The sequence below is a fragment of the Bacillus inaquosorum genome, assembly GCF_023238325.1.
GTDB classification, from domain to species: Bacteria; Bacillota; Bacilli; order Bacillales; family Bacillaceae; genus Bacillus; species Bacillus inaquosorum.
Map to the genome: position 1 here is coordinate 3,251,416 of NZ_CP096592.1, position 13,850 is coordinate 3,265,265.

General features: G+C 44.8%; 9 protein-coding genes. 3 read left to right on the forward strand and 6 right to left on the reverse strand.

Features of this window, described 5'->3' with window-relative positions; translation table 11 throughout:
• Nucleotides 1-11: 11 nt before the first annotated feature.
• From esaA to M1M80_RS16585, 5 genes are all read right to left on the reverse strand, one after another.
• Nucleotides 12-3,254, reverse strand: coding sequence for a type VII secretion protein EsaA (gene esaA / locus M1M80_RS16565; protein ID WP_060399396.1), 3,243 nt, complete (start codon nucleotides 3,252-3,254; stop codon nucleotides 12-14).
• Entirely contained in the window at nucleotides 3,251-7,738 is a 4,488-nt protein-coding gene (gene essC / locus M1M80_RS16570; protein WP_060399397.1) for a type VII secretion protein EssC, read from the reverse strand. Before essC ends, esaA begins: the two co-directional genes overlap by 4 nt.
• Nucleotides 7,739-7,798: 60 nt before the next feature.
• Complete coding sequence (gene essB, locus M1M80_RS16575) at nucleotides 7,799-9,145, reverse strand: type VII secretion protein EssB (protein WP_060399398.1); 1,347 nt, start codon at nucleotides 9,143-9,145, stop codon at nucleotides 7,799-7,801.
• Between the two features lie 14 nt (nucleotides 9,146-9,159).
• The gene (gene yukD / locus M1M80_RS16580) at nucleotides 9,160-9,399 is read right to left on the reverse strand and encodes an ESX secretion system protein YukD (protein ID WP_010329928.1); all 240 of its coding nucleotides are present in this window, start codon (nucleotides 9,397-9,399) and stop codon (nucleotides 9,160-9,162) included.
• Between the two features lie 70 nt (nucleotides 9,400-9,469).
• Nucleotides 9,470-9,763: a WXG100 family type VII secretion target gene (locus M1M80_RS16585; RefSeq protein ID WP_003220661.1), complete on the reverse strand. Its 294-nt coding sequence runs from the start codon at nucleotides 9,761-9,763 to the stop codon at nucleotides 9,470-9,472.
• A 568-nt stretch (nucleotides 9,764-10,331) separates the two neighbouring features.
• Here M1M80_RS16585 and adeR point away from each other — a divergent pair.
• The 3 genes from adeR to M1M80_RS16600 all read left to right on the forward strand — a co-directional run bounded on the left by adeR (nucleotide 10,332) and on the right by M1M80_RS16600 (nucleotide 13,589).
• Nucleotides 10,332-11,561, forward strand: a complete 1,230-nt coding sequence (adeR, locus tag M1M80_RS16590; RefSeq protein ID WP_232918846.1) for a sporulation transcriptional activator AdeR — start codon at nucleotides 10,332-10,334, stop codon at nucleotides 11,559-11,561.
• Between the two features lie 101 nt (nucleotides 11,562-11,662).
• Nucleotides 11,663-12,799, forward strand: a complete 1,137-nt coding sequence (gene ald, locus M1M80_RS16595; RefSeq protein WP_060399399.1) for an alanine dehydrogenase — start codon at nucleotides 11,663-11,665, stop codon at nucleotides 12,797-12,799.
• Nucleotides 12,800-12,911: 112 nt separating this feature from the next.
• Nucleotides 12,912-13,589, forward strand: coding sequence for a YukJ family protein (locus tag M1M80_RS16600; protein ID WP_060399400.1), 678 nt, complete (start codon nucleotides 12,912-12,914; stop codon nucleotides 13,587-13,589).
• A gap of 43 nt (nucleotides 13,590-13,632) precedes the next feature.
• On the opposite strand, the gene M1M80_RS16605 is transcribed toward M1M80_RS16600, so the two are convergent.
• Nucleotides 13,633-13,842: an MbtH family protein gene (locus M1M80_RS16605; RefSeq protein ID WP_060399401.1), complete on the reverse strand. Its 210-nt coding sequence runs from the start codon at nucleotides 13,840-13,842 to the stop codon at nucleotides 13,633-13,635.
• Nucleotides 13,843-13,850 lie beyond the last annotated feature (8 nt).

Consider the following 13,850-nt stretch of genomic DNA (forward strand, 5'->3'; position numbering starts at 1 on the left):
CCATGCTGCGATTACGCTTCATACGTTTCATCGCTTTCTGCTGTTTTTTCTGCCATCAGCCGGATAATAAGCGGCAGAGCCGCGGCAATCACCGTAATGATCAGCAGAACCGATATTCCCATTGCAAACAAATGCCCAGTACCATACTGGATGTCGATATATACTTTCGATACCGGATCTTCAAATGTAAAGTTCGGCATAATCAAATCAATAAGCGGTGCGACGTAGAATAGAATCATTGCTGCCGAAGCCACCCATCCAGGGATCGATCCGAATCTGAATGCCGCACGGATGAAGGCTGAGCTTGCGACCAGCAGTAGAATCGTAAACACTGACCACTTAATCGTTTGATCGTCCGGCAATGAATAAATATTCAAACCGAACAAGCTGATCATCAATCCGACAAGGATATTCAGAATTCCGAATAGCGCTCCTTTGACGAGAAGCGGCGCGTTTTGGTAATACGAGCTGAAATAGCCGATTAACAGACTGCTGATCAACACAATGACAAGGATGACAACCGGCGGCACCGTTTGAGTTTTTTCTTCCGGAACCTCTCCGCTGATCTTAAGCGGATTCGCCAAGTAATCATATACATAGCCGTTGTTTTGCCCGTCTACTAATGTATTTCCCAATATGCCGTATACGTCATTGCGGACGAGTTTCGTTGAGGCGACATTTTTCCCCCAGTTGTTGTTTAAGGTGTCAGCTTTCGTCTGTACATCATTGACGCTTTGCTGCATGTTGGTTGTGTAATCGATAATGCCTGACTGGCGGTCAGATAATGAACCCATCATGTCTGACATTTGCAGCACTTCCTGGCCGACCGTATCTTGGACACTCAGCGCCATTGTGCCAGACAGCCCATCGTTACTGAACGTCGCAGATTCCTGTGTTGCGCCCGTTACCAGCTGTTCTGACGCTTTTGCGGCACTTTCAGAGATTTTCGTCAGCTCATCGAGAACACCTGCTTGAGAGTCACGGATAAAACCGCTGTATTCGTCCGCAAATTTGGTCATGCCGTCGATAAAGCTGTTAATGTCTTCATCGGTTTGCATCATGTTGTTTTTGAGATCTTCCCAGCTGGCTGATTCTGCTGGTGAGAGAGCCAGGATGGATTTGACGTTGCCTTGCTGACCGTCAATGGCATTGGTTTTTGCAGTGCTGTCGATAGTTCCGGATAATACAGAGTCATAAACAGATAAATATTTATAGTATCTCATTAAAGCGGAGATGCTTTCTGTATTAATTTCTCCCGGGAATTGAAGCTGATCTTTATTTTCAAGCTCGCGAATCGCGCTGTAAATCCCTTCGAACTCCCTCTTCCGTTTCGCTTCAAGATTTTCAAGTTTACCTTCTAGCTTCTTTACTTGGTCTTTCAAGTCATCAATTTCATCATTAAGACCATCCATTTGCTCTGTTAGTTCTTCTAATTTCTTTTTCAGCTCTTCATTATGGGCAGTTTCTTTTTCTTTGAGCTCTTCTTCAATTTGCTTTATTCGCTCAGACGCTTTGCTGAGCTGTTCTTTTGCTTTTGCGATATCAGAAATTTCATCGTTTCCTGTTTGATCTTCGTCCTCAGGCTGAGTCGTGCCGCCGTCGCCTCCGGTATCTCCTGAATCGCCTGTTCCGTCTTCATTTGCCAGCTGGATAAATTGAAGGGCAGAATCTGATGAAGCGGTCTGTTCAGCAGATGTGCCTGTTTCGGTTTGTCCGCTGTCTGACTCACCATTAGAGGCATCTCCGTTCTGCTCCTGACCGTCTGTTCCCTGCTGCTGGTCTTGATCCTGAGTATTGCCGTCCGTTTGTCCGTTATTACCGGTGTCACTGCTGTTATCATCGTTTCCGGTGTCTCCCTGTGTATCATCGGGATTGGTGCTGCCTCCGTCATCTGGATTATCCGGCTTGTCAGTGGACGGCTCGTCTGTTCCCGGTTTTTCAGTTCCCGGGTCCTCCGGTGTCGGATCCTCTTTTTCAGGCTCCTTTAGATTGTCTGAAATGTCCTGAATATCAGCGGCGATATTTTTCAATTCTTCACGCTGTTTTTCCAGATCAATTTTCAGTTCTTCAGGATCTTCTTCCTTCGGATCTTTATCTTCATCATCTGAACCATCATCTCCATCAGGCTGCGGATCGCCTTTCGCAACAGTAAGCGCTGCGCGAGACTCAACAAGGAGTCCGTATACTTGGTTTAATGCAGCCTGCCTTGATGTTGCCTGATATTGATCGATTAAATCACTTTGGATTTTTGCCATGCCAAGTTCCTGCTGAGGCACCTGGCCTTCCCTGATTTGCTGTGCGGCTGCCAGAACTGTGCTGGTTTGCCCAAGCTGTGTTTTCACTTGACTGATCCCTGTTGACAGTCCGCTCATGCGTTCGCTGAACTGATTCGCCTTTTGCTGAGCTTGGATGGCATCCAAACCTGTGTGGATTTGCTGCTGTGTTGAATCCTGGGCTGCCAAAAGCAGTTTTTTCTGATTTTCTTGATATTCTTTGTATCTTTCAACTGTATCAATGAAATCTTTCAGCGTGTTTTTGGCTTCCTCCGCTGTTGAAGCTTTTTCTTTTGTCGTGCCCTGCGCTTCATTCATTGATTTCTTCAGCTCATCGATTAAGTCTTTTTGCTGTTTGATTTCACCTGCTAAATCATTAGAGCTTGGTTTGTAAAAGTTGTACATGACATTCTGGAATTCAGATTCTTTATTGACAATTTTGTCAAATTCTCCTCTGATGTTGTCCACTTTTTGCGAAACAAAGTTCCAGTATAAGGCCGACATTTTTTTGTTCATTGTCTTTTGGGCATCCTCAAGCTCACGCTGAACTTTTTCTTTGTTGACCGCATTCAGGTTATCTTGAATGCTGAATTCGAGCGTTGCTTTTCGAGGATGATCTTTGTCATAGCTCAAAATGTTTTTTGAGAAATCTGAGGGAATGTAGACGATCGCATCGTATTTCTTTGACGCGAGACCAGTCTCGGCCGCGCTTCGGTTTACGACCGTCCACGAATAATCGGGACGTTCACCCAGAACGGCCGCTACTTCCTTGCCGAAATGGGCGGATTTGTCCTCTTCATCAGACTTCACCTCATCACTCAATACGCCTGTGTCTTCATTCACCACCGCGATTTGCCGCGTGGAATTGACTGCTTTTTTCGTCGGATCGTCTCCGATAAAGCGGAAAAACAAAACCGGCAGCAGCAAAATGATGATGACGGCGGATATTAACTTGATCAAACTTTTTCGTTGTTCTGTCATCTAGCACTCTCCCTTTCAGCAGAACATAAAGGAATTTGAACTTTTTGCTCCTTCCCGTTTTCCACAACATATCCGAAGCCCGGCTGAATCTCAGGCTCCTGTCTTTGGTACGGGAGAGGAATGACATTTTGCTCAGATTTTTTCATCAGCAGAATCGCGTGGCGAATTTGCTTCATCTCTGTCGTCAAGGAGTCATAGCCTTTTGAGAATTCGCTGTGGTTTCCGCCCGGGATAAAGCTGAAGCCAAGATGCGCGTATGATTTCATGAAGTTTGCCAGACGGTCTTGTATTCTCGTATCAATCGTCTGCTGGAATCTCGTAATCCCGTCAATCATCAGCACCACTTGTGAGAATCGCAGATTTTGCGCATCTCCCTGGCGGACGGCTTCTACATACATGGCTTCTCTTGTTTTAAAAATATCTTCTGCTGCTTCGATCCACTGCTCAATATCTTCTTTCGTTTCCAAATATGAGACGTCTGATTCCTTCGCATATTGGGACAAGCCGCGGTCAATCGAATCAAACAGGCCGATCATTTCGGTTTCATCATCAATCAGATGTTCAAGCATTACTTTTAAGACGTTTGTTTTCCCACGCTGGGTCTGGCCTAAAATCAGGCAGTGCTTATGCTTGCCCAAATCAAAATAGACTGGGCTGACTGTTTCTTCATGAAGCCCGATCGGTACAGATAAAGGCTTGCGTTCCAGCTTGAAGCGGAGAGAAAATTCTCTTGTCGACAGGCTCTCAGGCAGCATCGGAATCGGTGCCGGCAGGTCCATTGAAGCAAAGCGCTCCTGAAGATGCTGAACGTCTGATTTCAGTCCGTTGAACATGCTGATATCATCGTCCGCGTCAACAGGCAGGAACATTTGCGCGAAATAAAGCTCTTCCTTTTGAATGATGACGCGCCCCGGAATCGGTTCAAGATTGAACTTCGGCCGTCCGTAAATGGAATATCCCTCAGATTGATCCATGAGATAATGGACAACCTTTGTTTTCAGGTTATTTAACAATGACTGGCGGACCGCATTCACACGCGTTGCTGTCAGCATGAAGTAGATGCCCAGGCTCTGTCCGTCTCTGGAAAGCTGGACAAATTCCGATTCAAGCTCATGCATCTCATCCTTGACGATGTCAAAGTTGTCAATGGTGATGAAAATGAACGGAAGCTCTTCCTCGCTCAGCGCATTGTACATTTTGATGTGGCTGATTTCTTTTTCCCTGAACATACGTTTACGGCGGTCAATTTCTTCTTTGATTCGAATCATGAACTTTTCAATTTTTCTTGACTGGTCCATCAGGAAGTAGTCCGCTGTATGAGGCAGCTTCGCTAATGGCAGAAGCGTTCCGTTTCCGAAATCAAAGATATAGACATGAAGTTCTTCTGGTGTGTATACGTCCGCAAAGCTCATCAGGAACGTTGCAGCTGCAATCGATTTTCCGTATCCGGAAGAGCCAAATATGCCGATATTTCCGTCTTCCATCATCTTATAAGCAATCGGCGCCTGTCTTTGCAGATCAGGTTCGTCGACATACGCGAAGTGGAAATGGTCTTTTTCTTCTGAAGGAAAAAGAGTGCGCGGGATACGTTCCGCAAGCGGCGGCAGCCAAGGGCTTGGCAGCTTCTCGATTCCCATTACATCTTGGATGCGTTCAATTTCGTCAACTACTGCTTCGATTTCTGTTTGAACGTCTTTTTTCGCGATATCTTCGGTATCTACTTCGGAAAGCGGGATCAGACCCGTATCCGTGACGATCGCGATTTCATCCTCTGTTCCGTAGACTTCCTCTAAGTAAGGCGCACCGCTCCAGGCTGATTGAAACAGCTCATACACTTCATTGTTGCCGACCTGCAAATACCCGCGTCCTGTCACGGTAATGTTTGCGGCATCGCTGTTTTTCAAAATTTCTTTACTGTCGGTGGCATCCTGAACCTTCAGCGCTACTTTAAAGCGCGAGTTGCTCCAGATCTGGTCGTCAATGATGCCGCCCGGCTTCTGTGTCGCCAAAATCAAATGAACGCCGAGGCTTCGTCCGATACGCGCGGCACTTACAAGCTCTCTGATAAAATCCGGCTCCTCGCTTTTCAGCTCGGCGAATTCATCAGAAATTAAGAACAAATGAGGCATCGCCACTTCTGCTTTCCCCTGCTTGTACAGCTTTGTATAGTCATTGATGTGATTGACTTGATACTGGTCAAACAGGCGTTGCCTTTTTTTCAGCTCACTTTTAATGGAAGCAAGCGCACGCATACTGAAGTTTTTGCTGCCTTCAATATTTGTGATCGTGCCGAGCAGATGAGGAATGTTGCGAAACGGCTGTGCCATCCCTCCGCCCTTATAGTCAATTAATAAGAAAGCCGCTTCATGCGGGTGAAAATGCACCGCAAGTGACAAAATGTAGGTCTGGAGAAATTCACTTTTCCCTGACCCCGTTGTCCCTGCAAGCAACCCGTGCGGACCGTGGGCTTTTTCGTGAAGGTTCAGATACACAATGTCATCTTTTCCTTTATAGCCGATCGGCACTGACAGTGACTTCGCCGATTCACTCGTCAGCCATCTTTGCTGAATGCCGATTTCCTTTACTTCCTTCGCATGAAAAAGCTCCAGGAACGATACCGTTTCCGGAATGGAATTCGTAATGCCGACCTGGTGATTCAGCGTCCGCAGCGTGCGTGAAAACCGTTCGTTGTCCCCGCGCTGATGATAATCGAGGCGGAACGGAATTCTTACCGCTTTTTTCTTTTGTATTAAAATGTCGCCTTCATGCTCATTGATGTAGCGGACAAGAGTCGTAATGTTTTCCGACAAGCTTTCCTTTGTTTCCGCAGCGACAATTGTAGAGATACCCAGATGCTCATGCTGTCCTTCTAAATATTCGAGAATGACGTGCTCTGAGATCAGCTGCTGATTCGTAATGACAAATACAAAATGCGGTTTGAACTGCAGTTTTTCTTTGTCATCTTCGAGATCGCGCTCTCTGATCAATTCGTAAAGTGAAGACAGGAGCTGATCTCGGGTTTGCTCATTATAAATAAATCCTTTCGCATAAATATGGGGCATTTGAAATTGCGGCAGCCACTTCATCCACTCCCAGTCTTTATACTCTTCTTCATGAAAAATAAAAACGAAACGCAAATCGTGATAGCTGTTGAAGAACGACAGCTGTCCGATCAGCTGGTGAATCTCATTTTTCACAATTTGCGATTTACCGACAAGCCCCATCGGACCTTCCGCCAAATCAACTGTAACCGGCGCATTGCGAATGTCCTTATAGACACGCTGCATGTGCTGGGATTTCTCCATAAGGTCATCGATATCACGATTGGCCAAGTCCCCGCCACTCATATTGATTTCATAGCTTGAAGGGACTGTTCCCGTCCCCAACCGCAGCTGGAGATAATCCTTGCTTTCAAGCGATTTTTCCCAGATCCGGTCACTGATTTCACTAGTTAAGTATTTCATTTGTTCAAACGAAGGGAAGTGAAATTCAAGTACCTGCTTTTGCTTTTCAGCTAGCGCCTGAAGCTCTTTCCGCTTATTGTCTAGGTAAAGCTTATACACGCGCTCCCGCTTTTCCTCACGTTTTTTCCGCTGGTTTTTATCCCGGAAATATTGCACCGTCGAGGTAATGAGGGTCATCATAAACATCGCCAGAGAAACGAGTATGAATATGCCGCGCGGCTGAATGATGGCGACAACGCCCATCACGATCAGCATGACAAGCGGAGGCAGAATGACGAGCCACAGCCCTCTATTGGTTTGATCGCTCTCCTGAGAGGGGAAACTGAAAGAAACGCGGTCATCCGGCAGGTCGTACACCATTCGCGGCGTTCTTCTGTACTGCGGATATTTTTTCTGCATCTCTGTGCTCGGTTTGACCGTTTCTGTTAATGCCGTTTCAAACGGGGCAAAATGAACAATTTCTAAAAGGTCTTGTTCCGTCACTCTCATTTGCGTAAAGTTCCAGAAAATTTCATCCCCCGGCTGGAGCGGTGTATTGTCGATGATCTTCTCTCCGTTCAAGAAGATCGTCCCGCTTTCAGGACGAACCGACCAGCTTCCGCCGACAAGAAGCAAAGAGAACGTGCTTTGTTCTGCAAAAGCAAACTCTTGCAGATTCAGATAAATATCTGCATTTGTCTTTTCTGAAGAGCATATGATTTCATCCCGATTCCCCGTAAAATAAACGGATTTATGAGGCTCACTGCCCGTCAATATCAAGCGTATATCCTGCTGATCCGTTTGGAGAGAAAATGATGTATCCGGCTCAATCGTGCCGAGACAATCATTTCCCAGGAAAACTTCGTATTGGCCGCCGGATTCCTTTCTTTGAAGGGAAATCGCTCCGCTTTCAAACGGAATGGTGCCGATCGTAACGGAATCCTTCACATCAGGCCCTATGGTCACCGGATGGGACGACGGGAGGTCAGTCAGTTTCAGTTTTTGAACGTTATTTTGGTAAAAAACCCATAATAGACTCAAATGGCGAACCTCCTAACGGCCGAATAGCAGCATGCGATGACCTGCGCTTCATGTATCACGTTATTTGTCATCTTTTTTCTCATCTTTCTTTTCTGTTTCTTTTTCTTTCTTCGCTTGTTCTTCTTTTTTCGCTTTTTCCTCGGCTGCGGCTTTTTCTTCTGCCGCTTTCTCTTCAGCTTGTTGTTTTTCTTCGTCTGTTTGTTCTTCGGCTGTATCGACTAAAGACGTGTCAGTATTAGACTGTCCTTGATTGTCTTCATGTTCCTTTTTTGCTTTTTCAAGCTCACTATTTACTGAATCAAGTTCTTTTTGTATTTCTTCATCATTTGTGTCTTCAGATAAAAGCTGCTGTTTATATTTAGCAAGGCCAAAATAAATATAATCATTGTACTCAAGTTTACGGCCAATACTGATAGCTTCTTTGTAATTCCCTCGGCCATAATCAATCCAATACAAGAAATGCTGAGGGTCTGATTGCAGAGTGACTAAATTATTTTCAATATTTTTCGTTTTTGCACTCCCTAGATTTTCAACCTCAACATAAGACGTCGCCAGCTGATACTGCACCGATTCAGGCAGGCTTTCCGCATCGTATTTAGACAGTGTGCTGATAACCTCACTGTACTGCTTGTTTAGGAAAGCGCGGTTGCTGTCCACTATCGCCTGGTGCTTTGGCTGTGCGAAAAATAAAGCGTACATCGAATAAATAAGGGCCGGCACCAGCAAAACAATGAGCCCCAGGCCGATATATCGCTGGATGTTCCACTTTTTTCTCGGGATATGTATGTATGTTTTCGCTTTGGCTTCGAGCTCATCGATATGGGTTTGAATCAGCTCGAGCAGGTCATCATAGGTCGCCGCATCCAATATCGCCTTAGCCTCTGCGGAGAACGTCAGCGTATCATTGAATTTCAGGTAGTCTTCAAATGCAAATGCGCCGTCAACTGCCAAAGCTGCTGCCGCTTTCAGCTCCCGCCACACTCTTTCCTCATCACGCTCGTAAGGAGGAATGCTTTCTTTTACTCCATAATGGAGAAAATAAGGCGTTAGGCCTTTATCGAATACAATGTTCTCAGGAGCGACAATCAAATTCAGCCTCGACAGATTGTGCTGCTGTACAGCTTGAACAAGCTGATAGGCGAACTGCCATTTGCTTTTTTTATCTTTAGCTTTCATTAAGCGGAATGCTTTATAGGAGGGAGGAGGTTGGATTGTGATGATTACTTCATCATCCGTCACATCGATCTCTTTATGAAAAAATGGATTTACATCTTTGATCACGTTGGCTTCGAGACCGTCCAGAAGCTTTATTTTTTCCCGCTGAAAGGTAAATGTATAGCCGGCATCTGTTTTCTCGGCAACGGCTTCTAATTGGTTTTCTAAATATGATTTTTGTTTACCCGACATTCAACCAGATCCTTTCATAATATTTCAAGCCGGTCTCCGTTTGTAATGCCGCAATCAGACAGCTTGCATTCTCCGGAAAACACCGTATCCTTATTAACCACTCTGATCCAGTGCCCTTCGCGCGGAGGTATAGCTACGCTTTGAGCCTGCCAAGCAATATCAATTACTTTTTTCACCGGGTGGTAATCTGACAATCTGAGATCAAAGACACTGCCGTTATAATGTTTCAAATCTATTGTAATATCAATATACATTTTAGGATCACCCTTACATAGAAAGAGCGCCGTCTTCTCGTGAATCAGGCGCTCCTTCCCTTTCATACTGTTATCCGCGGATTTGATTTGCGATGTCTTGGTCAGTAGACTCAAGTGTATTTGCTGTTTGATCAAGCTGCTGATTCACATCTTGAAGCAAATCTGACATTTTGATAAATGAAGGTTTGAGCTGCTCGTATTGATCTGCGAACGCTTCGCTTGAAGCACCTTCCCACATGCTTTTCAAATCAGAGATCATTCGGTTTAAACGATCAACCTGATTCAATACTTCTTGGCTTTCAACGCCGTATTGCTTCGCCATCGCTCTTAGCTCTTCGGGTGTGACACGAATTAATCCTGCCATATTCCTCATTACCTCCTGTGCCATCAGCCTAAATATGGGCTAATTCACTTATTTTTAGAACGTCATTATTATAAAAACAGTTTTTCGGTACAGTCAAACAAATATGTTTTAATTTTACAAAATGAGTCCAATGGTTTACCCCGAATCGCTTAAAAATGACATAAATTGTTAAATAGGTAGGTTCATTTTCTCAATCTTCTCTTCATCCTCCGAATAATCCAAAAGACCCAAATGATTCTCCAACTCCCAAAAAAAACCTTTCAGAAAATTTGATGCTAGAGCACCATTTCTGAAAGGTTCAGTTTTTTCTTTCCTTAATCAGTCTCGCCCCCGATGACTTTCTTAGAAGAATAATAGGATAAGCTTTCGTATCATATAAGGCATACAACTGTACTGCAAAGAGGCGGATGCACCGCCAATCATATATAAGACGTTCTCTCAGTATGCCATGTAATTGTTTTTTTGGCTTCCGCTCTTTGTTGTTGATTTTCACAAACAACAACAATCATAATAAAAGGAAGGGGATGAGATGTCAAAGAGAAATCAAGCATGAAAAGTAGGGAGATTTATGACCATGCCGAATGATCCGTTTAAATACAGTTTTGACAGACTTGAAGATGTGGCTGATCATATCAGCGACGTTCTGCGTTGCCCGATTACTATAGAAGATTTCAACCACAAGCTGCTTGCCTACAGCACACACAGCGACTGTACAGATCCTGCCCGAACGTCTACAATCATTGGCAGAAGAGTACCGGAGAAGGTCATTAACAAGTTGTGGAAAGACGGGACGATTCCAGCTCTTTTAAAAACAGACCAGCCGATCAGAGTAAAGCAAATAGATGAAGTCGGACTAAGCAATCGCGTTGCAATTTCCATTTGGAAAAACAACCAAGTGCTTGGCTTCATATGGGCGCTTGAGATCCAAAAAACATTGTCTGACGATGATCTGATGACACTGCAAATGGCGGCTAAAGCAGTGAGAAACAAGCTTCTCAAACTCCAAATCAGAAAAACGAAAAATGAAGAACGCAGCCAAGAGTTTTTCTGGAAAATGCTGACCGGACACATTTATCAGGAGCAAGACATGGCGGATGGGTTCCACAAGCTTGGAATGGTCGCCCCTTCTGAGTTTTCCGTTATGATCATCCGGATAAACGGCGAGCTGACTGAAAAAATCGAACAGCAGCTGCAATATTTGCAGGAAACAACCCAGCAGGTTCACGTTCTGCTGACAACAGTAGATTCCAATGAACTTATTATTTTAACCGCTCCTAAAACAGATCACCCTTTTCAAGATTTAAAGCAGTTTGCTTTCAGTACGCAAAAACAGCTGAAGGAACGTTATAAAATAGAAGACGTTTCGATCGCTTTTGGCGGAATATACAATACTATTTCTTTTGTCTCCCGCTCCTATCAGGAAGCATTATCCGTCTTAAAAGCCAAGGAACGGTTCGCAGAAGAGACAAAACATCTTTTCAGTTTTTCTGAGCTAGGCATTTATCAATACTTGGATGTCCTAGATGAAAAACGGAAACAGACGGGATATTTTAATTATTCGCTTTCCAAACTGGAACAGTATGACCGCGATCACCAGTCTAATATGGTAGAAACGCTAGAGCGTTTTATTGAAGCAGACAGCAACGTGAATACCGCTTCCAAGGTTTTGAATATACACGTTAATACGTTAAATTACCGTCTCAAGCGCATCAGCCAGATCGCTGAAATCGATTTAAAAAATGTGAATCAAAAATTCACCATCTATTTAGATATCAAGCTTCGGCACATGGATTTGTGAAATTTCACAAATCCATGTTTTTTTATTTTCCTATTCAAACAAAGAATTTTCCAAAAAATCAAGCTACACTAAAAACATCACAGATACAGGAGGAGACAGATATGATCATAGGGGTTCCTAAAGAAATAAAAAACAATGAAAATCGCGTCGCACTAACACCTGGAGGCGTTTCTCAGCTCGTTTCAAACGGCCACCGGATACTGGTTGAAACAGGCGCAGGCCTTGGAAGCGGATTTGAAAATGAAGCCTATGAATCAGCAGGAGCGGAAATCATTGCTGATCCAAAACAGGTCTGGGACGTCGAAATGGTCATGAAGGTCAAAGAACCGCTGCCGGAAGAATATGGCTACTTCCGCGAAGGACTTGTGCTGTTTACGTACCTTCATTTAGCAGCTGAGCCTGAGCTTGCACAGGCCTTGAAGGATAAAGGGGTTACGGCCATCGCCTATGAAACGGTTAGTGACGGCCGGACATTGCCGCTTCTGACGCCAATGTCCGAGGTTGCAGGCAGAATGGCAGCGCAAATCGGAGCTCAATTCTTAGAGAAACCTAAAGGCGGAAAAGGCATTCTGCTTACCGGAGTGCCTGGCGTTTCCCGCGGAAAAGTAACGATTATCGGAGGAGGCGTTGTCGGCACAAACGCGGCCAAAATGGCTGTCGGCCTCGGTGCAGATGTGACCATCATCGACTTAAACGCAGACCGCCTGCGCCAGCTTGATGACATCTTCGGCCATCAGATTAAAACGCTAATTTCTAATCCGGTCAATATCGCAGATGCTGTGGCAGAAGCGGATCTTCTCATTTGCGCGGTATTAATTCCGGGTGCTAAAGCTCCGACTCTTGTGACTGAGGAAATGGTAAAACAAATGAAACCAGGTTCAGTGATTGTTGATGTTGCGATCGATCAAGGCGGCATTGTCGAAACTGTCGACCATATTACTACCCATGATCAGCCGACATATGAAAAACACGGTGTTCTCCACTATGCTGTAGCAAACATGCCGGGTGCTGTCCCTCGTACATCAACTATCGCCCTGACTAACGTTACTGTTCCATACGCGCTGCAAATCGCTAACAAAGGGGCAGCAAAAGCGCTAACAGACAATGCGGCACTGAGAGCTGGTTTAAACACAGCAAACGGACACGTGACCTATGAGGCTGTGGCAAAGGATTTAGGATATGAGTATGTGCCTGCCGAGAAAGCTTTACAGGATGAGTCATCTGTGGCAGGTGCTTAATTCACATTGAGCTTGCAGAAAGATTTCTGCAGGCTTTTTTTATCTTTTAAAAGGAAAAAAGAGACCATTTCACGAACTAAAACTATGAAGTTGATCATAAAGGAGGATTCATATGGCTGTTCAGCAATATGGCGTGTTAAAAGGCATTGTCTTAGACATGAAGCGTGAAACCGATGATGACAGCCCTCATTTCCAAGTCAAAGTGCTCGGTGAAGAGAATACGTATTACAGGTGCGCCATCAATGTGATGTCCAGTTCTGAGGAATCTGAAGTATTGTATTTGGCTGACGATCAGTTTGATTCAAGCTCGATTACCATCCTTCCGAACATGCCGTATGGATATACAAGGATCAATGAGGCAAACCGTGAAGTGGCGCTGGATTATGTGCGGGGCAATTTGTTTGACCCCCGGGAAATGAAGCCCTTGCCGCATGAAATCACGGGGCCAGATAATGATTTAAATGATTTTATTGAAACGTATATGAAGAAAGCGAAAGACGAGAAAGCGCCGGTTTATATATTCGGTTCAAAATTTGGGCCGGAACAGGCTCCGGATAAAATATTCGGTTTTACTCCGACCAACGGCATGCACAATATCCATATGAATCAAGGGAATGCAATGGATACCCGCTGGAAAAAAGACAACGGCTCTTGGCATGACGGAGGCATTCTGATTCAATTTGCCGATCAGTGGGCCGCTGTGTTTTTAGCGTTTTTATCCCAATCATGGTGTACAGATGAAAACGGGAACCCGGTCAGAGACTGTGATCATACCCAAACGTCTGCATAAGATAGAAAAAGAGACTGCAGCAAGCAGTCTCTTTTTTATGCGATTACACATTTTCAACAGGCTTTAAGCTGCTTGGCCTCATATCGCTCCAATGCGCTTGGATATAGTCCAGACAAGCTTCACGCCCTTTTTGCTCATGAACGACTGTCCAGCCGCTCGGCACATCTATAAAACCGGGCCATAGGGAATACTGGCCCTCTTCATTGATCAGCACCAAATATGTGCCATCCGCATTTTCAAAAGGATTTGCCATCTATTGCT